Origin of the sequence: Sorangium sp. So ce1504 (genome assembly GCF_051521635.1) — a bacterium.
GTDB classification, from domain to species: Bacteria; Myxococcota_A; Polyangia; order Polyangiales; family Polyangiaceae; genus Sorangium; species Sorangium cellulosum_B.
In genome coordinates this window covers 4,579,685-4,606,424 of sequence record NZ_CP150365.1, presented here as the reverse complement: position 1 = coordinate 4,606,424, position 26,740 = coordinate 4,579,685, and the positions used below count along the sequence as shown (strand labels likewise).

The window sequence follows — 26,740 nt, the reverse complement described above, 5'->3', positions numbered from 1 at the left end:
GCGTGGGGTCAGCCCTCTTCGGGTCCGGGCCCGATCTCCGAAAACCAGTCGTCGAGGCCGGCGAGCGTCCTGGCCCAGGCCACGAGCGCGGCTTCACCTCCCAGACGCAGGAGGAGCGTGTCCAGGCACGCGCCGTTGTCATAACGTCGATCGTACGTGAAGAGAGGCGTGATCTCGGCGATCGTGGGGCGCCAGTTCTCGGGCGAGGCGCGCTGCCGCCACACGTCGCACAAGCTCTCCACCGACATCCAGGGGAACATGCTGCAGAGCGAGTCGTCGGACTCTTCGGGCGGCTCGCGGAGCGCCTCCTTTACCGTCTCGGCGACGGCGGTGGACAAGCTCTCCCTCGCTTCCAGGGAGAGCGACGGGAACACAGACGCCCACGCGGACAGCCTGTTCGATGCGCGGGCAGCGCCACGCACGAGCTCCGCGAAGCGAGCCGCGTGCCCCTCGCTCTTCAGCGCCTTCCCTACCATCTCAAGCATTCCAGATGGTTCCTCGTCTTCCAGATCCGGACGCACGAGGCGCTCCACGTCGGCAAACGAGCCCAGAACGAGCGCGATCTCCAACTCGGCCTGATGTCGGTCGTCGTCCCCTTCCATCGCGGCGCAAAAGCTGGTCGCAAGGTCCCTGTCGCCGAGCTTCACTGCACGGAGGGAGAGCGCCGCGAGCGCGTCGTCAATCCGAGAGCCCATGCACGGCAACATCTTCTGGTGAATGTACCGGAGCTCCTCCAGCGTCGCCGATTCCGCCCAGTTCTCGATGGCGCGGCCCTCGCCGCGAAAGGTCTCTGGCGGCTCCGAGAAGAACATGCGTGCCAGCTCCGCTCGGACGTCCGCTGTAACGAAGGAGACGAGCTCGGAGGCGACGTAGTTGCGGTCGGAGACGTCCGTCCGCTCTCTCACCTCCGCGAGGGGAGCATCCTGCACCTCGGCCGCGAGCCACGGAGGCAGCTGCCCGCAGCGGAGCGGCCCGAGCGAATCCGCGGATCCTCGCGACTCGCCTTGCCAGCGACGGACGAGCGCTCGGGCCTCCTCGGGAGCGAGCCGGTTCCATTCACTCTCGGGAACATGAAAGAGAAAGCGCTGCGCTGTGAGCGGAAATCGTTCGGAGGACAGCAGCCATCCCATGGCTCGCTGAACGATCGCGCTCGCTCCAGCCGAGGTCCCCAGGAGCCGCTCCGTCAAGACTTCAAGGCGATCTCCGAGCTTTGGCAGGCTGGAGATCTGCTCATCCACGTCGTCGAGTCGCTCGGCGCGGCGCTCCTCGGGGTAGAGCGGCGCCAGCAGGGCAGCCCAGAACGCACGGCGCTCTGGATGGAGCCCAGCAAGGCGCCTGGCCGCCAGCAGCAGAACCTCCTCCCGCGCGGGGAAGCGCAGCCGCTCGGCGATCCGCCGGAGCGCACCGATCACGAGCGCTTTCACGACACGGCGCCATTTCAGCTCGCCCAATACGAAGCCTCTGCGGTCTCGCTCGTGCGCCGAACGCGTTGCGCTCGCGCCGGACGCCGCGATCCCTTCAACGGCGCGGTCGGCTTCGCGCAGCAACGGCGTCGGCCACAGGGCGTCCGCCTCGGACACGGCGGGCCGGACCGCCCGCCACAGCCGCACCCTATCGTTCTCGCTCAGCGGCTTGGCGAGCTCGATGCCCGCGTCCGGCCGAAAGATCCCTTCGTGGATGGCGCCGGCGATCATCTCCGGGAGCGCGTGCACGAGCGACGTGATGAGCTGCTCGAAGATCGTACGCAGCCGCAGCGCCTGCACCATGCAAGGGCCGCGCGCGGCTTCCGACGTCGCCTCGCCGAACGCCACGTGGCTTCGCCGCCACGCGGCCACGACGAGCGCTCGAAACCCGAACGCACCGCCATCCAGGGGTTCCCAGGCGGCTCGCATCGGCTCTGCGATCACGCGATCGAGCTCTTCCACCGTGGCATCGTGTCGCAAGAGCCGCATCGACCCATACCGAATGGCGTAATCCGCTCGTGAAATGGAAGCGCCGCCCCCTTCGGAGCGACCATCAAGGGTCGCCCGAATATATGAGGTCAAGAGCGCCCGCCCGCGCGCATCGCTCAGATCGCCCAATCGCGCCGCGAGATCTTGCACGAGAGCTCGATGATGAAACGCGGTGCCATACACCGTGCGACAGAGCCATGGATCGAGCGCACGCAAGGTGGCACCCACCCGGGCCTCGGCCCGATCGCCGCCCACGATCTGGACCAGCTCCGCTTCTGCTATCGGCCCGCTGGCAGCGCTCAACACGCCTACGGTATCTGCGTCGACATCACCGGGCAACGCCGCCACGGAGCGCTCCGACGGCATCTCCAGGACGACGTCCGACCAGCCGTCCAACCAATGAAGGGCCTCACCCCATCGGGCGGCCGTGACACCGGGGTCGTTGTCCGCAGACACCCACACCCGGACGTTCCCGGGCAGCCCTGCTGACCATCCGATGCGCGACCATACCGCCGGATCATCGTTCTCGTGGGCACCGTCGAGGACGAGCAGCAGTGGCATCTCGGGGTTGTCGTCACCGTCGAGGATCGGTCGGATGTCATCTGCCACGCGCGGGGCGAGCGCGCGCTCGGATGCCTTCCTGGAGGTCAATGCTCCGAGCCGCGCATGGAGCGCGGCGACCCATATCGAGGGATCCGCCATGCCGCCGTGGACCGAGATCGGGATGAACGCCACGCGGGCCAGCCCTCGCCGCGTGAGATGAAGACAGAACGCACCGAGCAAAGAGCTCGCGCCAGAGCCCGCAGGAGCTCTGATCAAGGCCCTATCGCCTGGGCGGGAGCTCGCCCAGAGCGCTTCCAGCGCTGACCACGGGCCCTGTTCGGGCGAGGCTGGAGCCCCCGGCTCGCCATGAAGCCAGGCCGCCACGGCCGGAGAGGCGAGGAGGGCCCGCGTGGCCTGCCAGACCCCGTCCGGCGCGCGCTCCAGCCCGCCCAGCAGGCCCGAAATCGCAGCTTCTTCGCCGATGTCTGCCATCGCTACTTGCGGGTCGGGTCGGTGTTGTCGTCCTCGGGCGGCACGAACTTCAGCTCCGGCGGCGGCTGCTTGTCCGGTCGCTTGTAATTGCCTTGCTCGTCCATGAATGCGCTCGGATGGCGCGAGTTCTTCTGGTACGAGCTGTCCGGGTTCAGCCTCGCGTTCCGAACACGCTGAAATTCCGGCCCGGCGGCGCTCCGCATGCGACCCCCGCCGGCAAGCGCCGTCCCGCCGCAAACGCGCGCGATCAGTCCGGCCAAGGTCCGATCTCCGAGAACCACTCGTCGAGCTCCGCGAGCGTCCTGGCCCAGGCCACGAGGGCGGCCTCACCTCCCATACGCAGGAGCAGTGTATCCAGGAGCGCGCCGTTCCTATAACCCCGATCGTACGTGAAGAGAGGCGTGGCCTCGAAGATCGTGGAGCGCCACTTCTCGGGCGAGGCGCGCTCTCGCCACACGTCGCACAGGCTCTCCACCGACATCCAGGGGAACATGCTGCAAAGCGTGTCGTCCGACTCCTCGGGGCGCTCGCGGAGCGTCTCCTTCACCGTCTCGGCGACGGCCCCGGACAACCGCTCCCGCGCCTCCAGGGAGAGCGACGGGAACACGGCCCCCCACGCGGCCAGCCTGTTCGACGCTCGGACCGCGCCGCGCACGAGCTCCGCGAAGCGGGCCGCGTCCTCCTCGCGCTTCAGCGCCTTCCCTACCATCTCAAGCATCCCAGAGGCTTCCTCGTCCTCCAGGTCCGGACGCACGAGGCGCTCCACGTCGGAGAATGAGCCCAGAGCGAGCGCGACCCTTAGTTCGGCTTGATGCCGGCGGTCGTCTCCTTCCATCGCGGCGCAGAAGCTGGTCGCAAGGTCCCTATCACCCAGCTCCACAGCACGACGGAAGAGGGCGGCGAAGGCGTCGTCATCACAAGGTCCGACGTGTGGCAAGATGTCCTGGTAGATGTGGCGGAGCTCCTCCAGCGTCGCCAGCGCGGCCCAATTCTCGACGGCGCCGATCTTACCGCGAAAAGCCCCCGGCGGCTCCGAGAAGAACAAACGTGCCAGCTCAGCCCGAAGTTCCGCACCGACATGGGGAGCGTACTCGGAAGCGGCCTGGACCCGCGTGGCGCCCTCAACGCGTCTCACCGAAGCAACAAGGTCGCTTCGGACTTCATCAGCGAGCCAAGCCGGGAGGTTCCGGTCCAGAAGCGGCTCGATATCTCCCAAATATCCCCGGGATTCACCCTGCCAGCGTCGAACGAGAACCCGCGCCTCCGCGCGTCCCATTCGGCTCCACTCGCATTCGGGCACATGCGGGAGAAAACGACTTGCCATCACGGGGAACCGATCGGCAGACGCGACCCAGCCCATAGCCGTGTGCACGATTCCGGCTGCATCCTCCGAGCTCACCCGAAGCCGCTCCGCCAGTACGTCCAACCGATCCTCCAAGCTCGGCAAGGCGACTATCCCAGCATCCACCTCATGAAGCAATCTGACACGACGCTCGTCCGGACAGAGACGCGCAATCCTGGCACTCCACACCAGCAGATCTTCCTGACGCAAGCCCGAGAGACGTCGCTCGGCGAGGAGGAGCACCTCGTCTCGCGCTGGAGAGCTCAGGCGCTCCGCGATTCGTACAAGTGCACCAATGACGGGCGCCGCGATCATACGACGAGACTTCAACTCGTAGAGGATGCGGCTCTTGAGCTCTGCTCCACGCTCGACCGATGAATGGATCGAGCCGGTTTCCGCCAGCTCAGCGACGGCGCGCTCGGCTTCGCCCAGCAACGGCTCTGGCCACGCCACAGCAGCTGGCGACACTGCAGGTCGGACGGACTTCCACAGACGTATCCGCTGCTCCGCGCTCAGCGGCTTGGCCAGCTCAACGCCTGCGCCCGCTTGAAAGATCCCTTCGCGGATGGCGCCAGCGACCGTCTCCGGGAGTGCATGTACGAGCGAAGTGACCAACTGTTCGAAGATCGTTCGCAACCGCAGCGCCTGTACCATGCACCGGACGCGCTCGGCTTCCGACACCGCCTCGAGGAACGCAGAATGGCTTCGCCGCCACGCAGCGACGACAAGCGCACGAAACCCAAACGCGCCACCGTCCAAGGACTCCCAGGCCGCGCGCATCGGTTCGGCGACAATACGATCGATCTCCTCACCGGTCGCCTCATGACCCACGAGGTGAATCGAGCCGTACCGAACGACGTATTCTGCTCGGGAAAGGGCGACATTGACCTCTCCGAAGACACCATCGAGAGTCGCTCGAACGTAGGCATTCACGCACTCGTGTCCGCGAGAAAGCCCGTGGTCGATCGAGCGGCGGACGACCTCTTCACCCCATGCTCTATCCAGGAACGCTACGCCGTCCTCGGTGCGGGAAAGCCATGGTCCGAGCCGCTCCAGCGTATCCTTCACTCGATCCTCCGACCGGCTGGAACCAGCGACCCTGGCAAGCTCTGCCTCCGACATTGGCCCGCTTGCGGCCGCCAGAATGTACGCCGTATCGAAATCGACGTCCTCGGGCAGCTCTGCGACTGGGCGCTCAGGCAGGTCCTCGATCAAAAGCTCTGACCACTCGTTCCCCCGATGAAACAACCGATCACGCTCCGCAGCCGTTCGTCTCGATCCATCACTCTCGACACCAGACACCGAGACCCACACGCGAACATCAGTGGAGAATGCCTCAGACAATCCGAGCCGCGACCATACAGCCGGGTCGTTATTGTCACCAGCGCCATCGAGAATGATGAGCAGCGGAATCTCCGGGGTTTCGTCGCCGTCGATGAGCGGCCGGATATCATCGGCCACGCGCGGTGTGAGCGCGCGCTCGAACGGTCCCGTCCGGGTCAACTGTCCGAGGCGCGCGTGCAACGCAGCAACCCATACCGAGGGGTCGGCCGTGCCGTAACGGACCGAGATCGGTATGAACGCAACCCTGGAGAGTTCTCGCCTCGTGAGAGATATCGCAAACGCGCCGAGCACCGAGCCTATTGCAGCGCCCACCGGAGCTCGAATGAGAGTCCGTTCACCAGGCCGCGAGTTTGCCCAGAGAGACTTGAGCCTGGACCAAGGGCCCGGCCCGCCCGCCTCGAGATGAGATTCGCCCACCTGGGGAGAATCCAGTTCGCCACGGACGCTCGCGGTCGAAGCCGCGGTTGCAAGGATCGATCGAGTGGCGCGCCATACCGATCCCGGGGCGCGCTCCAGACCTTCCAATAAAGAATGAATCACGGCATTGTCGTGGGAATTTCTCATTTCTTGGTCGAGGCGGTGGTGTCGTCTTCGGGCGGCACGAACTTTGGTTGCGGTGGCGGCGGCGGCTTGTCGGGCCGCCTAAAATTGCCCTGCTCATCGCGGAACGCATTCGGATCACGCCTCGTCACTTGCTGCGATCCGTCCGGGTTCAATTTCGGCACCACATTGGTACTAGATGGATTCTGAAGCGCCACCCCCTTCCCCGGATCGTCCCTATCCGCGTCATAGACGCCGTCTGTCCGGTGATCCCACTTTTTCCCATCATGCATGACTCCACCCGCCGCCTTGCCCGCAGTGAGGCCCGCCCCCTGCTTGACGGCGTCAGGCACGCCTTTGTTCGGATCAGCGTCGATGTTCTCCGGGTGGATGCCCAGTTCGCGGAAGACTTGCGCGCAGAATGGGCAAGGCTTCTCGGGAGATATGTTTTTCTTGCTCTGCCTGTTGTACGCTTCGATTCGCGCGCCGCGGCGATACTCTTCGCGCAGCTCGTTGCGAACACGGGCGTTTTGCTCGGCTTCGGACATCTTCGCCCACCCCTCCTTCTTGCTGAGGCGGCCGCGAATGTCTTTGGCTTGTTGGTTCAACGCATCGATCTCGGCGCATCGACCCGCTTTACTGGATGCTTTCGGCTTTTCTACACCATTTGCATCGACATTCCGAGGATCATTGGGAGGCTTATCAGGATCCTTGAACTTGTCTCGCGCATTGACGACGGCATCCTTGAGCGCCGGGTCCAGGTCATTATCACTCTGAACCGTCGAACTCTTCCCTTCGATGCTCTTCAGCTGATTACCATCCGCGTCCTGGCGTCTGGTAATGGACGCGAACATCAACCCCGTCGGGTCCACCATCTTCGTGGGCCGATTGCCGGCATACGAGAACCCGTTCTGCCCGCCGAGCAGCCCGACCGGGTCGACGCTGATGTACCGTCCTACCGCGGGGTCGTAGTAACGATAACGGTTGTACGCCAGGCCCGTCTCGTCATCGTAGTACTGCCCGAGGAACCGCAGCGGCGTGTCCGTGCGCGCGCCCTCCCGCGGGCGCGCGGCGCCCCACACCGTGCGGTCGAGCTCGCAAGCGACATTCCCGGCCGCATCAAGCAGGCGTTCCGGTCTGCCGACAGGATCGTTCAGGTAATAGTACCACTCGGCCGACACGGCGTCGCCTTCGCCGCTCCTGGCGTCCTTCTGCGCCCACGGCGCCGACGTCTCCTCGTCGGTGCAGTACGTCCTCTCCTGCGTAACCCGCTCGCCCTCCAGGCCCCACTCGCGCTTGATCTCATGAACGAGCGTGTCCCCGTCCCAGATGAACCGCGTCGTGGACAGCGTGTCCATGCGCCCGCCTTCGTCTCTCCTGAGCACGCGCTTCTCGAGGCGCCGGGCAAAGGGGTCGTAGGCATGCTCGATCCGGACGCCGTCGGGGCGCACCACCGCGCTGAGGAGACCCGCGCCGTTCCATTCGTAGCTCGTCGTGGCTTCCTGACCGCTCGGCATGACCACGCGGCGCTTGATCAACCTCCCGTCGCCATCCCACACGTACGACACGGGGCCGCGCCGAAGCAGCACGTTGCCGCGCCCGTACTCGCGCTCCGGCGCGCCGCTGCCGAGCTCGCGCACGTTCCCCTCGGCGTCGTACCGGAAGTGCTCGCCCTGCCCGTGGACGTCGGTGCGCGCCAGCACCTGCCCGCGCGGATCGTGCTCCCATCGCTCGGCGCCCGAGCGATCGTCGTCGATCGCGGCCACATCACCCTGCGGCGTGTAGTGAACCGCTTGTCGAAGGGTGAGGTCATGGGGGAGCGCCCCGATCCAGTCGGGCTGACCTGCGGCCACCACAGGGCCTGCGACCCCGCGAGACACGGTGCGCTGGACCATGCGGTCAAGCCCGTCGTAGACGACATCCACACGCCCGCCGCCGGGCAAATAGCGAGCGGTCTCTCGCCCGAGCGCGTCGCGGACGACGCCGAGCTCTTCGCTGCCATCGAGCGTCACCCGCAGCGCGCGGCCGGCGACGTCGCGCACCCAGGTCTGGCGGTGTCCGCGGGAGGTCTTTCGCTCGACGGCATTGCCCATCAAGTCATGTTTCGTCTCCACCGAGAACGTCTCGCCGCCGCTCACCTGCCGCTCACACGTCACCCAGCCCAGGAGATTGCGCTCGAAATAAATGTCGCCCGTGGGGCCGTGCGCCGCGATGATGTAGTCCAGCTCGTCGTACTCGAACGTCTCGACGCCGCCGTCGGGGTACTGGTGCTCCACGACGCGGCCGACGAGATCGTACACGTACCCGGTCTTCTCTCCGAGGCCGTTCTCGAACTGCACGACACGCCCCATCGCGTCGTAACGATAGCGAAGGGTGCGACCGTCGAAGGTGACCTCTTCCGAGACGAGCCTGGCGGCGTTCAGCCGGATGCGGTGCACCTCTCCATGGCTGTTGTGCACCTCGACGAGGCGCCCTTCGCGGTTGTATCGATATTTGCTGATCCGCCCGTCGGGCTCCCGCGTCTCGACGATGCGGTTGTACCCCGCATAACGGTGCGTGGTGGTGTGGCCGCTCGGGTGCCAGATCGACGTGCAGTTTCCCGACGGATCGTACTCGTAGCGCGTCACGCCGCCGTCCGGCGTTCGCTCGGATCGGAGGCGGCCGGCGTCGTCGTAGGCGTACGTGACCATCGCCCCCGACGCGTCGCGCATGCTCTGGCGGCGGCCCCAGTAGTCGTACGTGTACTGCGTCACCGCGCCCGTGGGGTCGGTCCGCTCGATGAGGTTTCCGTGATCGTCGTACCTGTACAGCGTCTGCCCGCCGTTCGGCGCGACGGTCCGCGTGGTGAGCCCGCGGCGATCGAAGTGCACCTCGAAGGTGGCGCCGATGGCGTCGCGCCACACGAGCCCGCCCGTGAGGCGCCCCGTCTCGATGACGCCCCCTGCAGGATCGACCGCCCTCCGGATGTGCCCGTCGGCGTCCCGCTCGAACGTGGTCACGCGGCCGAGAGCATCCGTGATCCGGAGCTCCCGCCCGCGGGCGTCCCGCTCCCAGCGGGTCGTCGCCCCCGTCGCGTCGGTGAACGACAGCAGGTTTCCCAACGCGTCGTACGTGCGGCAGAAGACGCCGGCGGCCGTGACCGCCTTGTCGACGCTCCCGAAGTCGTTTCCGAAGAAGCGCTCGACCGAGATCGAGTCGGCCGCCTCCACGTAGTTGTCAGGCCCGTACTCGAGCTTCGTGTGAAAGATGCCCTTGGCGGCCGTGGTCCCGTCGGCGAGCACCGCCGGGACGTCGGCGGCGAGGCTCTCGTCCTCGCGCCCCGGGAACGCGCCCCAGGTCTCGACGCACCGCGCCTCCCCGTCATAGCGGAAGGTGAAGCAAAGGCCCGTCGGGTGCTCCTGGCACGTCAGGAGATGGTCCGTATACGTGTACCTGGTCGCCGCGCCCATCGCGTCCTCGGCGAGCACCAGGTCCCCCGCGTCGTCGTAACGATACCGCGCGAACGGGACGAGCTGGCCCCGGTGCGCCGCGTTCTTCACCTCGAACGACGCGATGCGCCCTTCCCTCGTGGAGCGGACCTCGACCTTGCGACCGACCGAGTCGACGATCTGCGCCAGGACACCTTCCTTGTAGAAGAACGAGATGCGGTTGTCGTGAGAGTCGGTCTCCGCCGACAGGAGGTAGCGGTCTTGCCAGGCGTGCTCGAAGACGAGCCACCGGCCGTCGCCCCGATCCAGCACGAAGCCGGTCTGGCCGCGGACGAGCAGCCACCCGGAGGGGCCCACCGCCGACTCGCCGACGCGCATGGGCGTGAAGTCGACGTACATGCCGTTCCCGGTCCAGAGCCTCGTCCGGCCGCGGTGCACCTCCACCTCCCACGCGTACGAGTGGTACCAGCCACGCCCGAGCCCGACGTCGCGGTCGCGCGCGGCGCTCGTGTAGCTGCGGGTCAGCGTCAGCGGCAGCGGGCCCGGCAAGTGCACGTCGGTGACGGGGATCGTGAAGACACGGCCTGTCACGATGTCGACAGGGTCTCCCTTGGAGCCCTTGCCGCTCCCCTTCTTGCCGTGATGGTTGGGGCACGCCCCGCCGTTCTGGCCGGAGCCGCAGGCGCCTTTGCCGCCCCCCGACGCGTTGTCGCCCCCGTTCTTGCCGTTCGCGCCTTGCTTGTCCTTGCCCGCGCCGCCTCCGCGGCCGCCGGCCCCGCCGCCGTCACCGCCGCCGCCGAGAACGAAGACTCCGGGGTTCATCCCCGGGATGGCCGGGATGTTGGGGACAGGTGCCGTTCGCATTGCTGTTTCTACGCTCCCTGAGTGAAAGCTAGGACAGCCGAGCCTTCCAGCGGACACGCGGTGCGTGCCGTCAATTCAACCGCAAGAGCCTCCCGACGATCCGGAACAGCCCCCGCGACGCGGCGCTGATGCGGCTGCCCACGACCTCGATGTCGCCGTCCTGGCGAATGCGGACCGCACCACGGCCGGAGCGGAGCAGCAGCTCCTGCTCCGCCTCGATGGCGATGCTGGTCGCCTTGAGGTGGAGCGTATGCGGCCGCTGCGTCGTCAGGGCCGCGACGATCAGCGGGGGCTCGCCCTCGCACAGCTCGACGAGCACGGCGTCGCCGCGGGCGCGGGCGTCGGCGATCACCTCGGGATCGACGTCGGGCGCGATCTGGGCGTCGACGGGCCCCTCGGCGCCACGGACGTGGATCGACGCCTTCCGCCCCGCGATCGAGGCGACGCGCGCGGTCCGCATGGCAGCGCCGAGCGGCTGCGCCTTCCGCGCCGGAAGGGGCGCCGCGGCCGGCTCGGCGAGCACGTCCTCCAGGGTCACGCGCGGCGACTCGGACGCCTCTTCCGCCGTGGCCCCGGCGTCCGGCTCCTCCAGCGAGAGCGACGCGGAAGCCGCCCGCGAGCCACCGTCGAACGGAGTCGCCATCAGACCTCCGAGACCTTCTTCGGCAGCTGGATCTTCGGCGCCAGGATGGTCACGAGCGGGGACGTGATGGTGACGCCGGCGCCGTCGATCACCACCTCGCTGGCGCCGCACTTGAAGACGATGGCGCCCTTCGCCTCCACCTTGTGGAAGGCCCCGATGAACGTCGCAGGCCCGACGGCCTGCACCACGTGAGACCCCTTGAGCTTGTCGACGACCGCGCCGCCCACCATCGCGGTGCGCGAGCCGGTGACCGTCTCGCTCTCGCCCCCGTTGCTGAGGACGACAAGGCCCGTCGCCTTCTCGCTCTTCGAGCCCGTGACGCTCTCCGCGTAGCTGCCGAACGCCACCTGCACCGTCGCGGCGCCGACGTCGATCGTCTTCTTGCCCGTCACGTTGTTGTCGATGTCCTGGATCGCGCCCAGGACCTTCATCGAGCCCACGTCCTCCTTGTGGGTGCCCGTGACCTTGGCTGTCGTGTGCCCGGGCCCCTTCTCGCGGTCGGTCGCATCGACGCCATCGACGGCGCCGTCCGGCCCGCCGACGTTGGCCGTCGACCCACCGCCGCCGCCGCCCCCGTCCATGCCGAGGGCCGAGGCGAGCGCCTCCGGCTTCACGAAGACCTTCCCGGCGAGGCTGCTCTGCGCCACGTTCGACGCGATCGAGGCGAGCATGTTGGGCGCTGCGGCGCCCGGCGCGCCGCCGGCAGCGCCGCCGCCGCCCCCGCCGCCGCCCATCGAGGCCGCGAGCTGGCTCGCGCCGGGGATGCCCGACGCGCCCGCGATCATTCCGGGCATGCGGCTCATGTCTCCGCCGGCGACGGCCTGCATCGCGCCCGACACCCCCGCCGCCTTCTGGGTCAGCCCGTTGATCGGCGCCATCACCTGGTTGATGGCGCCGTCGACCTGCCCCTGGACCGCCGCGATCGCGTTGTTGGCCATCACGCTCGCGAACTGCACCGCCGCCTGCGCCGCGAGCGCGAGCATCGCCTCGAGGGGGTTGCCGTCCATCTCGAACTGGTTGCCGCCCACGGTGGTCGTCGCGTTGCCCTTCGCCGTCAGCGCCGACACCGCGTTCACCTCGACGTTGCGGTTGCCTCCGACGCTGATCGTCTGGTTCGCGCCCACCGTGTTCTGCGAGCCCTTCGTGATCTTCGTCGTCTGGTTGCCGCCGACCTCGAGCGACGCGTTGTTCCCGACGACCGACGTCTCGTTGTTGCCGATGTTCCGCTTGGCGTTGTTCGCCGCGACCGTCTTCATGTCGCGCTGGGCGTGCACCATGATCTCCTCGGAGCCCGCCTTGTCCTCGAAGCGGATCTCGTTGGCTCCGCCGCCGCCCGGCGTGCTCGAGGTCTGGATCGCCGTGCGGGTCTTGCCCTCCGGCAGCGCGTACGGCGGCATGTAGACGCCGTTGTAGAGGCGCCCGGTCACGATCGGCCGATCGGGGTTCCCCTCGAGGAACTCGACGATCACCTCCCAGCCGATGCGCGGGAGCATCATCGAGCCGGAGGTCTGGAGCTGCGCGACCCGCATCCAGCACGACGCCTTGTCGTCGATCACGTCGCTGCGATCCCAGTGGAACTTCACCTTGCAGCGGCCGAACTCATCGGTGTGGATCGCCTCGGTCTGGGAGCCGGCGGGCGCCACCACCGTCGCGGTCTGCGGCCCCTCGATGAGGGGGATCGGCGTGATGCGCCGCGGCCTGTACTTCACGGAAGCCGGCACGAGGCGCGCCCGCGCCCTGGAGCGCGGCGTCGCGCGCTCGCCGCCGAGCGCGTCGTCCTCCTCGTGGACGTAGGTGTGCTTCACCGCGAAGAGGAAGTACTCGCCGTCGAGCTCGCCGGCGTCCGTGATCGTGAGCTTCTGGCCGACCGCGAGGCGCGAACAGACGGTGTCGATCTCGATCGTGTGCCGCTCGACCTGCTCTTCCTCCAGCCGGATCTGCGCGAGCCGCTGCCCCTCGCTCGGCTCGAAGTAGCCGCCCGGGTAGTCGTAGCGCTCGAGCGCGTCGTTCTCGCCCGACGCCGCGGTCGCCGTGAGATCGAGCTTCGGCCGCTTGAAGTCGAAATCGCGGAGGACGAACTTGCCGGAGCGCACCCGCTCGAGCTCGCGGATCGCGTAGATCGCGTCGCGCTCGTCGGCCGCGCTGAGCCCGGTGCGCCGGCGGAACGGCAGCGCGGGGTCGCCCGGGATCGGCCCGGCGACGGTGCTGTCGTCGTCGAAGACGAGGAGCTCGCCGTCGGCGTCCACCTCGACGAAGCTGTAGATGCCCTCGTGCTCCATGAGCCGCGAGATGAACGCGAGCGCGCTCTCCTGGTACTGCACGCAGTACTCGCGCTTCGGGCAGTCGCCGCTCAGCCGCCACGCGACCTTGGTGACCCCGTGATCCTCGAGGACCTTCGCCACGATCTCCTTGGCGCTCATGTCCTGGAAGATCCGCGAGTCGACGCTGCGCGCGAGGAGCGCGAGCGAGGAGACGACGCGGACGGCGTAGCGGACGCCCAGCAGCCCCTCGACGCCGAGCTCGGTGGTGCCGATCGAGGTCGCGGCCTCCACCGTGCCCGCGATGAGGCGCGGCACCTCCCCGGGCACGCCGAAGGAGAGCGCCGCGGGCTTGCCGATCATCGCCTCGAGCTCCTGGAACGTGTGGAGGTACACCTCGACGTCGAGGACGAGCGGCCTGCCGGCCTCGTGGGTCGACTCGAAGCGGAGCACCCGGGCCGCGGGGACCTCGTCGATCGTGAAGTGCGCAATCATCTCGCGTGCCACGTTCGCCTCCTCCTCAGTTGTCGAGCACCAGCGCGGCGGTGTCGGAGACGTCGCCGTCGAGCTTCGCCGAGACGCCGATGATCGCGACGCTCGCGGGCGTCAGCGAGAGGATCGACGCGCCCATGACCAGCGTGAGCGCGCCGGTCGCCTCGAAGACGGCGTTGTTCGCCTTGACGAGCTGCGCGCCCCCCGCGAGCTCGGTGTACGTGCCGAGCGAGCTCTCCACGCGGTTCCCGTTCGCCACGTTGACGATCGCGCCGCCGACCTTCACGTTCATCGATCCGCCGACCTGCACGCCGCGGCCCGACTTGACCGCGATCACCTTCGCGCCGGTGGCCGTCTCGCTCCGGTCGCCCTGGACCGTCACGGAGCGGTGCCCCAGCGCGAGCTCGACGAGCGCCGCGCCGACCTCGTGGTTGAAGCCGGCCAGGGTCTGATCCGTGACCGAGCCGACCACGAGATCGATCTGGTTGCCGGACACCGTGAGCGAGCTGTTGCCGGTGACGTCGCGCTTGTGATCCCCGCCGATCTTCATGTCGCGGTTCCCGCCGATCGAGAGCGAGTGATCGCCGCCCATGTCGTCGACGTGGAAGGTCTCGATCTTCATCGACTGGTTGCCGGAGACCGAGAGCGTCTGGTTCGACCCGATGCTGGTCGTCATGCTGTCCGTGACGTTCGTCGTCTGGTCCGCGCCGATCTTCTTCTTGTGGTTGTTGCCGATCGACTCGGTCGCGTTGTTCTTCACCTCGGTGGACATGTCCTTCGAGGCGTTGATGAACATCTCCTCGCCGCCCTTCGTGTCCGACATCCGGAGCTCGTTGGTGCTGCCCCCGCCCGGCGTCGTCGCGGTCTGGAGGGAGCTCTTCCCCGCCTCCTTCGGGAGCGCGTAGGGCGGCGGCGTGAGCGCGTTGTACATGCGGCCCATCACGAACGGCCTGTCCGCGTCGCCCTCGACGTGGCGCACGGTGACCTCCCACCCGACGCGCGGCAGCAGCATCGACCCGCCCGTCGGCACCTGGCTCGTGCGGATCCAGCGGCTCGAGGTGTCGTCCTTCTTTCCGGAGCGATCCCAGTGGAAGGAGACCTTCACCTGCCCCCCCGCGTCGGTGTGGATCTCCTGCCCCGAGGGCCCGGTGGTCATCGCGGTCTGCGTGCCCGGGATCACCTGCTCGCGGGCGCGCCGCGGGGGCCGGTAGCGCGTGCTCCCGGTCGGCACGCCCCAGAACTCGCAGCTCGACCGGAGGTCGCGCGCGCCGTCCTCCGCGCCCGCGCGGCCGGAGAGCTCGAAGTTCCGCGGCCGGCTGCCGGCGATGCGCGCGCGGACCACGAGGTACTCCTGGTTGAGCGGGTCGTAGGGGTGGCCGTCGACCGAGAAGCGCCGGCCCGGGAGCAGCGCGAGCGAGCCGCTCTCGCCGTGCACGACGTCGCGCTCCGCCTGCACCGAGTCGAGCAGCACCTTGGCGAGCCGCTCCGCGACGCTCGCGTCGGCGGTGCGCGCCGGGTGCTCGTAGATCTCGAGCACGTGCTCCCCGGGATCGCTCCCCTCGGCCGACGCCTCCGGCTTCGTCGAGGGCTTCTCCGGGTCGTAGTCGCGGACGAACACCTTGTCGCTCCGCACGGAGACCTCCCGCGAGAGGCGGACGACGCGATCCGCGAAGCCCTCGACGCCGAAGTCCTGGAAGAACGGCAGCGACGTCGCGCCCTCGATGTCCTCGAGGCCGGTCGGCGAGTCGCCGAAGACGACGACGTCCTCGTCGTCCTTCATGTGGATCGCGAAGTAGATCCCCTCCTCGGCGAGGAGGCGGTGCACGAAATCGAGGTCCCGCTCGCGGTACTGGACCGTGTAGACCCGCGTCGGGTGGGGCTCGGTCACGCGCCAGTCCTGCTGGGCCGCGGGCACGCCCGCGCCCTCGAGGACCTCCTTCACGATGTCGACCGCGCTCTTGTCCTGGAAGATCCGGCAGTCGGAGCGCTGCCCGAGGTTCCAGAGCGCCGGCGCGACCTCGATCCGCAGCGTGGGCACGTCGTCGGGATCGGGCACGAGCTCGGCGAGGACGATGGTCCCGGCGAAAGAGCGCGTCTGCGTGTCGTCGCTGCGCGACAGCGTGAACACCGCGCGCTTGCCGAGGACCTCCTTCGGCCTCGGCAGCGCCGCCTCGTCGTCGAGCAGCTCGCACTCGAGGCGGGTGAGCTCCGAGAGCTGCTCCGTGAGCTCGAAGCGCAGCACCCGGTAGATCTTGCCCTCCACGCTGAGGGAGGGGATCGCGAGGACATGATGATCAGCCACTCTTCACCTCACCAGGGCGCATGGGCCCTCACGATCCGAGCTTCATCGACGCGCCCATCTTGACGACGAGCGCGCCCTTGACCGCGATCTTCGACCCCTTGATCACGACGGGTCCGCCGCCGAGCTTGAGCTCGCTGCCGCCGCCCTTGAAGACGCCGACGGCGCCGAGGAGGGTGATGAGCGGCGCCTGCACCACGAGATCACCGTCCAGCTTCTGGTAATGGAGGCCGCCGACCATGTTGGTGACGCCGAGCGCCACGTGGGAGAGCGAGCCCTTCGTGAGGTGGAGCTCCGCCGCCAGCGAGGTCTGGTCCTTGTTGGCCGTGATCTGCTCGCCGTGGCTGCCGTTGATGATCTGCGCCTTCACGGCGCCCACCGTCTCCGTCATCCCGCCGAGGACGTTGTCGTTGATCGAGCCCAGGCTGCCGGAGAGCTGCAGCGCGCCGACCTTGCGGCTCATGTCCCCGGTGATGGAGTGCCTGACGCCGTTCGAGATCGTGATCTGGTTGCCGCTCACCGTGTAGGAGCGGTTGCCGGTGACCTTCTCGACGTAGTTGCTGATCGCGTTGGTCGTGTCGTTGCCGCCGATCGAGATGCTCTGGTTGCCGGTGATCTTGTGCGAGAGCACCGCGCCGACGTCGAGCGATTGGTTGCCGGCGACGGAGGTCGAGTCGTCGACCTTCACCGAGCGGGAGCCGTTCACGCTGATGTGCTGCTCCTCGTTGACCGTGACCTCCTCGACCTTGTCGTTCTTGATGGTGACGTTGAGGTCCTTCTGGGCGTGGATGCCGAACCCCTGGCTCCCCGCGGTGTCGGACATGCCGATCTGGTTGTGGCCGCCCGCGCCGGGCGACGACATGCTCTTCAGCGTGCCGGACGCCTTGGCGGCGGGGAGCGCGTCGGGCGGCGTCTTCTCCGCGTTGTAGGTGCGCCCGAGCACGAGCGGCCGGTCCGGGTCGCCGTCGAGGAACGCGACCGAGACCTCCCAGCCGACGCGGGGGAGGATCATCGAGCCGCCCATCGCGATCTGCGAGACGCGCAGCCAGCAGCTCGAGGTGTGGTCCTGCTGGCCCTGCCGGTCCCAGAAGAAGCGGACCTTGATGCGGCCGTACTTGTCGACGTGGAGCGCCTGCTCCTGGGTGCTCGACCCCGTGACGACCGCCGTCTGGATGCCGCGGATGCGCGGCCGCCGCGCGCGGCGCTCGGCCGCGAAGGGCGCGCCCTTGGGGACGCCGCGGAAGTGGTTCTCGACGTCGTAGTTCGTCACGCCGCCGGTGAGCGTCTGGTTGCCGCGCGAGACGAGGCGGGTGACCACGAACTCGCCGTTCAGGCACGGCTCCGCGGCGCCCTCGACGGCGAACGGCTCGCCCACCTTGAGCCCGGCCGCGCGGCTCTCGCCCTCGCACACGTCGGCGTCGGCGGAGAGCTCGCGCATGCGGGCCTCGGCGCGGCGGCCGCCCACGCTCCCCTTCGTGAAGCCGGCGGGGTACTCGAAGTAGGGCGCCGCGATGGCCTCCTTGCGGGGCAGCGCGGACTCCGGCTTCACGTCGGGCTTCTCGAAATCGTGGTCCCGGAGGTGGACGAGGCTCGTGCGCAGCGCGCGCGTCCTCGTGAGCTTGGAGAGCGGCAGGCTCCCGGGCAGGCCGCCCTGCGCCATGCGGAAGTTCACCGGCAGCCCCTCCTCCACCTCGAAGGCGGCGGGGTCGTCGGTGATGATCATCGTGTGCCCGGCGGCCTCGTGCCGGAAGTAGTAGAAGAGGCCGTTGTCCTCGAGGAGCCGCGAGACGAAGTTGAGGTGCGACTCGCGGTACTGGACGATGAACTCGCGCGGCTCGTACTCCTTCGCGATCCGCCACTCGACCTTGTCGCCGAAGCCGGCGTCCTCGAAGACCGACTGCGCGACCTGGACGATCGTCTTCTCCTGGAAGATGCGGCACCCCTCGCGGTGCGCGAGCGCGGCCAGCGCGGGCCGCAGGCGGACGTCGAACTGGCGGCTCTCGCCCACGATGTGCGCGAAGCCGGCGCGGTCCACGATGCCGTCGTACAGCCGCTCCTGGCCCGACGTGTCGACGACGCGCAGGCAGAGGCGGCTGCGCAGGCAGTCCTCGACCCGGAACGACGTGTCCAGCGTCGCGAAGCGCACCTCGACCGTGTAGGGCGTGGAGATCGCCTCGACGGCCTCGAAGCGGGTCACGGCGACGTCCGCGGGGAGCTTGTCGCCCTCCAGGGAGAAGGTGGCGAAGGTAGCGGCCATTGGGGGCATGGTAGGCGATCGGCGGACGGCGCCAAGCCCCGGCGCTGGAACCCGACGCGGCGCCGACGCGGGGAGAGGGGCGTGGGGGGCGGATCCTGCGGATCCGAGACCCTCGCGTACCCACCGCGCGATCCGAGCTCGCCGCGCGCCCTGCGCCGCGCGCGTTCGCGGAGCGCCCGAGGCCCGGGACCAGCGCGAGCGCGCCTACCGCCGTCGCGCCGAGCCGTGCGTGCCGCCCGATCGAACGCGGAGCGCGCTCCACGGCGAGATCAGGGTTCTAGAATTCAGGCGAGCTCCAACCTGTTCGGCACGCCAGGAGGTTCTTGATCAGGGCAAGACGCCGCGGACCGGCAGCCGCGATGGGGTTCGCACGAAGACCATCGTGCTCCACTCGATGGTGGGGTTGACCAGATCGATTCGCTTGAATCGAGCGAGCAAGGATTCGAGCGCCACCCTCGCCTCCAGGCGCGCGAGGAGGTGGGCGACGCAGAAATGGACGCCGTGCCCGAACGCGACCGACGCCCCCGTCCCGGTCTTTGGCACATCGCGGTCCATATTGAACTCGTCGGGATCGGGAAACACGGCCTCGTCGCGGTTGGCGGACGCGAGGATGACCGTCACTGGAGCGCCGGCGGGCACCTTGACGCCGCCCACCTCCGCTCCGGGCATCGCCTTGCGGAAGATGTTATGGGTAGGCGGGTCCCACCGGAGCATTTCTTCGATAAATCGAGGGATGAGCGCCGGGTTTTCGCGCAGCCGCTCCGTGTCCGCGGGGCGCTTGGCGAGGGTAATGATTGATTTGCTTATCAATGTGGATGTGGTATCGAACCCCGCTGGGACCAGGACGAAGATGAAGGACATGAGCTCTTCCGGGGTGAGCTTGTGGCCGTCGATTTCGGCCTGGAGGAGCGCGCTCACAAGATCATCGCCGGGTGCGCGCCGCCGCGCCTCGAGGACGTCGCCGAGGTAGCGCTCCATCTCGGCGACGGACGCGCGGACGCGCTCGGCGTGCTCGGGGCTCTGCGGGACGGGCGTGACGCTGAGGATATCGTCCGTCCACCGTTTAAAATTGGCGTAGAGAGAAGGATCCAGGGTGAGGAGCTCGCCGATAACGCCCGCTGTCATCGGGACGGCGTAGTCGGCGACGAAATCCGACTCACCCCTGGATTGCAGGGTGTCGGAGAGGCGCTCGGCGATGGCGCGGACCATGGGCTCAATGCTCGTGATGATCCCGGGACCCAGGGCGCGGCTGACGAGGTTCCGGAGCTTCGTGTGCTCCGGCGGGTCCATTGCGAGCAGGGAGTGCGCCCCCGGCTGCCTCGGGAGCCAAGGCGGGTGAAAGGCGTCGACGTTGCCAGCGGACGAGAATTTTTGAGGGTTCTTGAGGACGGCGATGACATCGGCGTACCGGCTCACCGCCCAGGCGCCCAGCGGCTCGAGCACGCACACCGGCCCGGAGCGGCGCATCTCGGCATAGGTGGGGAACGGGTCCGCCTGGAAATGGGGGGCGAATAAATCAAACTTCCGCAGCTCTTGGGTCATGCGAATAGCTCTCCTGGGAGATATTCTACACGATACGATCCACTTATTGACCGATCGCGCGCGAAAGCGACATTACCATCAAGCTCGCGGCAAGAACGCGTCATACTTGTCTTCAACCTCGTCCTGCCAAGAGTTCATGGCCGCGACGTACCGCCCGGCCACCTGATCGACGGAAGAAGTTCCAGAGAAGAGGTGTCCAATGAAATCGGTGTCGTTGCCGCCCGTCTGCTCGCGCGGCGCGCCGGCGGTGCTGCGGGTTGCCCGCAGCTGACGTTGTTCAAGACGTCGAGCGCGCAGGCGTTCAAGCAGGGGCGGTGCGATTTGGAAGGGCATGCGAGGACCTCCTGCGGGGTTGCCGTGTCTGCCTAACCATCCGTCGATGGGTCAACGGAGGACGCGCCAGCTCGCGGCTGGGGCGATCGGCCGAGGGCGCACGGCGCCCAGGATACGCAGGATACGATGGACGGAGGCGACAGCGGGCAAGCTCGCCGGCGCTCACTCGATCACGATCGGCCGCGCCGGGACCACCGCGCGCGGCAGCTCCTCCTGCGCCACCCGGGCCTGCGCCTCGGGCGCCGTCACCTTCCCGGCGAGCGCGAAGCGCACCGGGATCTCCACCAGCGTCGCGAGCCGACTCGCCTCCAGGGAAGCCCGCAGCGCGAGGACGCCGTTCACCTGCCGCACGCCCCCGAGCGGTGCGGCCAGCGACACCCCTGGGGGCAGCGGGATGCGCACGTCGACCTCGACCGAGCGGCCCAGCGCGTGGCGCAGCGAGACCGCGAGCTTCCCCGTCGTTCCCGCGCGCGGGCGCTTCGGCCAGGAGATCTCCACCTGCACGGGGCTCGCCGCCGCGGCCGGCGGCCGGCTCCAGCGCCGGAGCGCCGGGCGCTCCAGGCGCGCCACGACCGCGGGCCCCACCACGTCGACCGTCACCTCCGTCGCGCCCGCGTCGAGCGGCACCACGAGCCGCCCCGACGGCCCGACCTTCACGTCGCGGCGCGCGCCGCCCGACGTCACCGTGACCCGCGCCTCCTCGCGACCCTCACCCCCGTGGGCCAATAGCGCGCGCACCACCGCGCGCGTGCTGGCCGGCGCGCCGTAGCCGCCGCGCACGTCCCGCTGCACGCCCACCCAGCCGAGGAGCCTCGCGGGCGGCGCCGCGCTCCGGCCGAGCCCGGCGGCGCGGAGGAGCGCCGCGTAGACCACCGCGCGCGCGCTCCGATCCTCGGCCTGACCCGGCGGCAAGGTGATGCCGCCGGTCGGGAGCAGCGCCACCCAGGCGCGCAGCCGGTCCGCCACGTTCGCGGCCAGCGCCGCCCGGTGCGGCCGCTCCGCGAGCGCGAGCAGGACCCGGGCGAGCGCCACGCGATCGCCGCTCCGGATCACCTCGTCCAGCGTCCTCGTCACGAGCGCGTCCCAGCACGCGTTCACCGCGCCCCCCGCCGGAGAGGGCTCGACCTCGAGCGCGTCGAGCGCCGCCGCGGGCTGCAGGGGCTCGGGCGGGCAGCGCGCGTCGATCTTCGGCAGCTCCTCCGCCACGGACGCGGGCGCGAAGGTGCGCGCCCGGAGCGCCGGAGGCCAGGAGGCCAGGTCCTTCTTGCTGTCCTTGTACGCGAGCAGCCGGCCCACGGCGCGGCGGCCGATGTCCTCCGCGCGCGCGGCGAGCGGCGCGCCATCGCCCCCGCGCGCCGCGGCCCAGCGGCGCACGAGCGCCGCGACCTCCACCGCGTCCGCCATCGCCCCCGCGGACGAGAGCCGGTCGGGATCCATCACCTCGAGCGCCGCGGTGAGCGCGCCCGCGAGGCCGCGCTCGACGACGAGCCGCGGGCGGCCGGTGGGCTGGTAGCGCTGCGCGTCCGCCGCAATGCGCAGCGTGGCCGTGGCGCCCCCCTCGACGATCTGGGCGATGTTCAGCTCGGTGGGCTCGCCCGCGGGGCGCACGTCCCACGCGTGCACGAGCGTGTCGCCCGGGGTCCCCTGCGCCTTCAGGGCGACCGCGAGCTCCGCCCGCCCCGCGCGCAGCGCCCGCACCCGCGCGCGCACCGGGGCCGCGCCCCCCGCGGGCACGTCGACCGCCACCGCCCGGCGCCGTGGGTCCGCGAGCTCGGCCACGCCGCGCGCCGTGAGCTCCACGATCGCGCGGAGCGGCCTCGGCGAGCGGTTCCGGACCGAGATCTCGACGTCGACCTCGTCGCCCTCGACCCACGCGGCGCCCGCCTCCACGCGCGCCGAGAGCGGCTGCGCGGTGGGCACGTCGAGCGTGGCGGTGGCCGGCGTGGCGCCGTCCGGCACGCCCACGAAGACGAGCCGGAAGGTCGTCTCGACGTCGCCGAGCGGGACGCGCATCCGCAGCCGACCGTCCTTGTCCGTGCGCTGGGGCGGCGACCAGAAGAACACGCCCCGCGGCGCGCCGTACGAGGTGCGGTGAGCCCCGCCCAGCCTGCCATGGCCTTGACCGAGCCCGCCGGCGCCTTCGCCCACGCCGGAGAGGCCGAGGCCGCCCAGGCCGATCCCCTCGCCCAGCGACGTGCCCGTGAACTCCTCCAGGAGGCTCTCCCACGCCGACACCGTGGCGTCGCCGACCTCCATGTCGAACTTCGCGTCGACGAGGCGATCCTCGCCGACCGCCCTGGCGTACGGCGTGCCCGAGCGCAGCACGCGCTCGAACGGATCGCGCACGTCGTCGCCCGTGCCGATCCGGCCGTCGGGCCCGGGCGCGTGCAGGGCGAAGCCGCGCCGCACCGTGAGGAACGGCGCGGGCGGCGCGGTCGTCGGGGTGAACTGGATCGTGCCGCCCCAGGGATCGAGCAGGAGCGACTCCTCGAGCTGCGCGTCGCGCACCAGGCGGCGGAGCAGCGCGTTCGGATCGCGGAGCGCCGGCTCGTCCGGGTCGAGAAGGCGCTCGCGCCGGAACGCGCGCGCCGCGGCGAGGATGCGGAAGAGCTTGAGGCGGGTGACGCGGCGAGCGACGTGATCGAACGTGACCTGCGGGTCCACCGCCAGGAGGTCCGCGAGCGAGAGCGGCTCGCCGCCGGGCGTCTCGGGGGGCGCATCCATGGCGGCGGTGACCAGGGTCATCAGCTCGGGGTTCCACGCATAGGCGCCGCCCGGCCCGCGGCGGCGCACGTCGCGCAGCCGCTCCGGATCGCTGGCGGCCTCGAAGACCGCCCCCTCGAGCGAGCGAAGCACCTGGCCGAACGCCTCGTCGAGCGCCGCCCGCGCGGAGCCGGCCGGATCGTTCGCCGGCGCGATCGCCTCGCGCGCCCTCGCGCTGAGCTCCGCGCGCCGGAGCGGCTCGAGCGCTGGATCGCCCTGCAGGAAGGCGCCACAGCGCTCGGGCTCGACCATGCCCTGGCAGAGCCGCGCGCGCGAGTCGAGCGCCGCGAGGCCGCCGACGCTGCCCCCGCCGTGCAGATCCACGACGACGGCCGCGACGGTCCCGGGCAGGCCGCGGCCGCCCCCGTCGGTGAGCGCCAGGTCCACGTCGACGGCGCCGCGCGGGGCCGCGCGACCGCCCGTGATGCGGGCCTCGAGCCGAGGGAGGACGCGCGGCGTGACGAGCACCGCGCCGCCGGCCTGCCGCGCGGCGGCGCCCGGCCGGGGAGCGGCGGCGCTGAGCGTCCAGACGCCGGCCGCGCCCTCGGGCAGGCCGAGCGCGCCGCCCTCCGGGCCCCCGGCGATCCAGGCGCTCGCCGCGCGGGCCGAGTTGCCTGCCTGGACGATCACGCTCCAGCCGGCGCCGTCCGCTGCCCTGCCGCCCTCCGGCCGCCCGCCAGCGCGCGGGCCCGCGCCGCCGGCGTCGATCACGCGGAGCGGGAGCGCGTCGCCGGCGCGGGCGAGGAGCCGCTCGGGCCGGAGCAGCGCCGATGCGTCGCGATCGACCGAGACGCACAGCGCGAACGGCTCGCGCCGCGACGCGAGCGCCGGGAGCTCGCCTGATGGCCGCACGCGCACCGCCGCCGCGACGCCGCCAGCGCACGGCCCGACGTTGCGGAAGGCCCCGAGCTCGACGGGCGCGTCCCAGGTCACCTCGGCCTCGCCGTACGCGTCGGTGGTCACGGCGGCCTGGAGCCCGTCGCCCTCGACGGTGAAGGCGCCCTGCACCGGCTTCCGCCGCGCATCGCGGACGCGCAGGAGCATGCGCTGAGCGACGCCCGGAACGATCGCGCCCGCCTCGGGGAGCAGCGTCGCCTCCGAGGTGGGGCTCTCCACGGAGACGGTGGCCTCGCGCTCGAGCGCGTGCCCCTCGAACGTCGCGCGCGCGACGACGCGCAGCGTGGTCCCCGCGCCCTGCACCACGGTGGTGGGCGCCACGGCCGCGCCGCGGACCTCGCCGGCCGCGTCGGTGCGCGCGGGCGTGGTGAGCTTCTCCCACGCGGCCTTGTCCTCGGGCGGGCTCGTGCCCTTCGGCCCGGTCCAGGTCCGCACCGGCAGCCCGGCGACGGGCTGGCCGGCGCCATCGCGGATCCGGATCACGTAGCCTGCGCGATCCCCGGCGCGCAGATCCTGCTCGGACCACTCGGCCAGCATCTGCGGGGCGCCGGGCGTCTCTTCGCGCGGCGAGAGGGAGATCTCCGCGGCGTTCGACGAGGTCCCCGCCGCGCTCCGCGCGCGGGCGCGGAGGATCCAGCGCCAGCCGGGCTCGTCGATCCAGGGGACGGGCACGCGCGTCATGGCGACGCCGGCCGCGTCGGTCGTGACCACGGCCGTGTGCCGGGCGACTCCGCCCTCGAGCAGGCTGACCTCCACGGGGACCCGCGGGGCCGGCTGCCCCGAGGCCTGGCTCTGCACCGTGATCCACGCCGACATCGCGCTGCCCGGCACCACGCGCGTGTCAGGGACGTGCAGGTCGACCTGGAGCGGCGCTAGTCGGTGCACGGTGAGCGTCCGGGTCCGCTGCCGGTCGCCGGCGCGCACGCCGAGCAGCAGCCGGAGCTCGCGCTCGGGCCCCTCCGGGATCGGGACGTCGAGGTGAGCGCGCCCCTTCGCGTCGGTAGTGACCCGCACGGGCGGCGGGACGGCGCTGACCTTGCCGAGGTGCTCGGGATCCCAGGTCGCCTCCACGGTGACCGCCTCGAGCGGCCGGAGCGTGACCGCGGTGGGGAAGCCGAGCGCGAGGACCTGCACCGGAAGGGTGGCGCCGGGCGCGCCGCGGTCGGGCGCGTGAAGGAAGAGGTCGAGGCCGCGGGCGACCGCATCGCGGCCATCTGTGGCCGCGTCGGAGGTCGCGGCGGCGCCGAGGGAGGCGACGAGGAGGAGGCCGGCGAGCGGAAGGGAAGGCCTGGGCATGGTGCCTTTCGACACGGCAGAGGGGCGCAGGTTCCTGCGCTGCACGGCGCCGCGCGGGGTGGCCGGCGCGGCGCGCGATCGGGTCGGCGCGCCGTCCGGCGACGAGCTCCGGCGCAAGGGGGTCGACGATCTCAGGACTGAATTTCATCGGTAGTGGCCAAGTTTGGCCAGGCCCTTGATCTGGCTAAGTTTGCCCCTCCTCTGGCGGATCGCGGAACAGCGACAACTGCACCGGCTTCCGGGGCTTCGGACGCCACGAGAGCAGGTCGAGCTGACCGGTCGGCTCGACGGGGGCGGGTGCGCTCGGGGTCGCTGCGACGGGTACCGGGGCGGGCGGAGGTGGCGCAGGGGCGACGGGCGGGCTCGGTGCGGCACCGCCCGGCACCACGCGCAAGAACCCGCGTCCTGCCGGGAGCTCCCGGGCGGCTCCCTCCGGCTTCACGTGGGAGAGGGGCCGAGCGATGGGCTTCTCGCTCGGCGTGTCGGCCATGAGCTCGTCGAGCAACCCCTCCACGGACCACACGTGGTCGGTGACGCCGACCTGCATCGCCGGGATCACGCGGAGGGTCTTCACCACGTGGCAGAAGTTGTAGTGCGTGTAGGCGAGCGCGACGGCCGCCCTATGGTTCTCCATCTTCTTGGAGAATGCCAAGCAGAGGCGACGCAGGCGGCCGTTGACGTGCCGCATGGTGAGGTTCAGGCGTTCGGAGTACGCCGTGCTCGCCTTCGCCATATCGGGCGCGCCGAAGACCGCTCGCTTGACGATGAACGGGTCCCGGGGCGGCTCGTATCGATGGTCCAATCCGCGGCGGCTCCCCTTGCGGTAGTGCTTGATGGTCTGCGCGAATGTGCTCGACGGGCCGAAGCTCGTCCCGACGGACGTGACGTACGGCGCGAAGCCGTCGCTCGTCATGAGCTGCGGCATCACCACGAGCCGCGCGCGGATGTCTTCGATGAAGCGGTCGGTGCTCTCCTGGTCCCGCTTCCCCACGTAGAACGAGACGCAGAGCCGGCTCGATACGTCGATCGCGGCGAAGATTCACCCCTCGCCGACATCAACCGCATCTTCGGTCGGGTCCACGCGGTGGGGCTTCTTCGCCACCCACCCCCAGAGTTCATCGAAGCTGATCAGCGAACAGGACAGGTCCCGCACGCGCCGGTCATGAAGGCGGGCAGCGCCCTGCCCAGCCAAGAGGGCGAAGCGGTTGATCGTCGGCCGGCTGACGCCGGTCATGCGCTCGACCGCGCGCTCGCTGTTGCCGTCCACCAAGGCCGCGAGCACGGCAAGCTGCCGCTCGCGTGGGAGCACGTTCGCCACGGACCCTTGCCTCTCCCCAGGCGCGGCCGTACCGTTCGCGGTGCGATGGGCGCGAGGTAGGCGACTGCCTGGCGTTTCGCAGCCCTGCTTCCGGGGACCAGCCGGAGGCAGGGCGCTTTCGGTTAAGGCCATTAGGG

The 26,740-nt window shown here is 70.0% G+C and carries 11 protein-coding genes and 1 pseudogene; 1 reads left to right on the top strand and 11 read right to left on the bottom strand.

Going from position 1 to position 26,740, the window contains the following annotated elements; genetic code table 11:
* Positions 1-8: 8 nt before the first annotated feature.
* The 10 genes from WMF39_RS17355 to WMF39_RS17310 form a co-directional block, all read right to left on the bottom strand.
* A complete protein-coding gene (locus WMF39_RS17355) occupies positions 9-2,987 on the bottom strand; it encodes a hypothetical protein (RefSeq protein WP_437746603.1) in 2,979 nt (992 codons plus the stop codon).
* Between the two features lie 247 nt (positions 2,988-3,234).
* Positions 3,235-5,985 (bottom strand): hypothetical protein, encoded by a 2,751-nt coding sequence (locus tag WMF39_RS17350; protein ID WP_437746602.1) that lies wholly within the window; start codon positions 5,983-5,985, stop codon positions 3,235-3,237.
* A 248-nt stretch (positions 5,986-6,233) separates the two neighbouring features.
* Positions 6,234-10,505 carry an RHS repeat-associated core domain-containing protein gene (locus WMF39_RS17345; RefSeq protein ID WP_437746601.1) on the bottom strand — a complete coding sequence of 1,424 codons (4,272 nt, stop codon included), beginning with the start codon at positions 10,503-10,505 and terminating at the stop codon, positions 6,234-6,236.
* A gap of 70 nt (positions 10,506-10,575) precedes the next feature.
* Positions 10,576-11,148, bottom strand: a complete 573-nt coding sequence (locus tag WMF39_RS17340; RefSeq protein WP_437746600.1) for a hypothetical protein — start codon at positions 11,146-11,148, stop codon at positions 10,576-10,578.
* Entirely contained in the window at positions 11,148-13,913 is a 2,766-nt protein-coding gene (locus WMF39_RS17335; protein WP_437746599.1) for a type VI secretion system Vgr family protein, read from the bottom strand. The genes WMF39_RS17340 and WMF39_RS17335 overlap by 1 nt, the downstream gene beginning before the upstream one ends.
* A gap of 13 nt (positions 13,914-13,926) precedes the next feature.
* Positions 13,927-16,200, bottom strand: a complete 2,274-nt coding sequence (locus tag WMF39_RS17330; RefSeq protein WP_437746598.1) for a type VI secretion system Vgr family protein — start codon at positions 16,198-16,200, stop codon at positions 13,927-13,929.
* A 28-nt stretch (positions 16,201-16,228) separates the two neighbouring features.
* Complete coding sequence (locus tag WMF39_RS17325; RefSeq protein ID WP_437746597.1) at positions 16,229-18,454, bottom strand: type VI secretion system Vgr family protein; 2,226 nt, start codon at positions 18,452-18,454, stop codon at positions 16,229-16,231.
* Positions 18,455-18,781: 327 nt separating this feature from the next.
* Positions 18,782-19,996, bottom strand: a complete 1,215-nt coding sequence (locus tag WMF39_RS17320) for a cytochrome P450 (RefSeq protein ID WP_437746596.1) — start codon at positions 19,994-19,996, stop codon at positions 18,782-18,784.
* Positions 19,997-20,074: 78 nt separating this feature from the next.
* Positions 20,075-20,329: a hypothetical protein gene (locus WMF39_RS17315; RefSeq protein ID WP_437746595.1), complete on the bottom strand. Its 255-nt coding sequence runs from the start codon at positions 20,327-20,329 to the stop codon at positions 20,075-20,077.
* A 162-nt stretch (positions 20,330-20,491) separates the two neighbouring features.
* On the bottom strand, positions 20,492-25,285 hold the full coding sequence (locus WMF39_RS17310) for an alpha-2-macroglobulin family protein (protein ID WP_437746594.1): 4,794 nt from the start codon (positions 25,283-25,285) through the stop codon (positions 20,492-20,494).
* On the opposite strand from WMF39_RS17310, the gene WMF39_RS17305 reads away from it, so the two are divergent.
* Entirely contained in the window at positions 25,284-25,439 is a 156-nt protein-coding gene (locus WMF39_RS17305) for a hypothetical protein (RefSeq protein ID WP_437746593.1), read from the top strand. The genes WMF39_RS17310 and WMF39_RS17305 overlap by 2 nt on opposite strands.
* Positions 25,440-25,469: 30 nt before the next feature.
* Here WMF39_RS17305 and WMF39_RS17300 read toward each other — a convergent pair.
* Positions 25,470-26,603 (bottom strand): annotated as a pseudogene (locus WMF39_RS17300) (IS1 family transposase).
* Positions 26,604-26,740: the final 137 nt, after the last annotated feature.

Bases quoted from the DNA above. Each gene is read 5' to 3' on its own strand.
- WMF39_RS17305 (WP_437746593.1), top strand. From the start codon at position 25,284: ATGGTGCCTTTCGACACGGCAGAGGGGCGCAGGTTCCTGCGCTGCACG.
- WMF39_RS17355 (WP_437746603.1), bottom strand. From the start codon at position 2,987: ATGGCAGACATCGGCGAAGAAGCTGCGATTTCGGGCCTGCTGGGCGGG.
- WMF39_RS17320 (WP_437746596.1), bottom strand. From the start codon at position 19,996: ATGACCCAAGAGCTGCGGAAGTTTGATTTATTCGCCCCCCATTTCCAG.
- WMF39_RS17310 (WP_437746594.1), bottom strand. From the start codon at position 25,285: ATGCCCAGGCCTTCCCTTCCGCTCGCCGGCCTCCTCCTCGTCGCCTCC.
- WMF39_RS17325 (WP_437746597.1), bottom strand. From the start codon at position 18,454: ATGGCCGCTACCTTCGCCACCTTCTCCCTGGAGGGCGACAAGCTCCCC.
- WMF39_RS17340 (WP_437746600.1), bottom strand. From the start codon at position 11,148: ATGGCGACTCCGTTCGACGGTGGCTCGCGGGCGGCTTCCGCGTCGCTC.
- WMF39_RS17315 (WP_437746595.1), bottom strand. From the start codon at position 20,329: ATGCCCTTCCAAATCGCACCGCCCCTGCTTGAACGCCTGCGCGCTCGA.
- WMF39_RS17345 (WP_437746601.1), bottom strand. From the start codon at position 10,505: ATGCGAACGGCACCTGTCCCCAACATCCCGGCCATCCCGGGGATGAAC.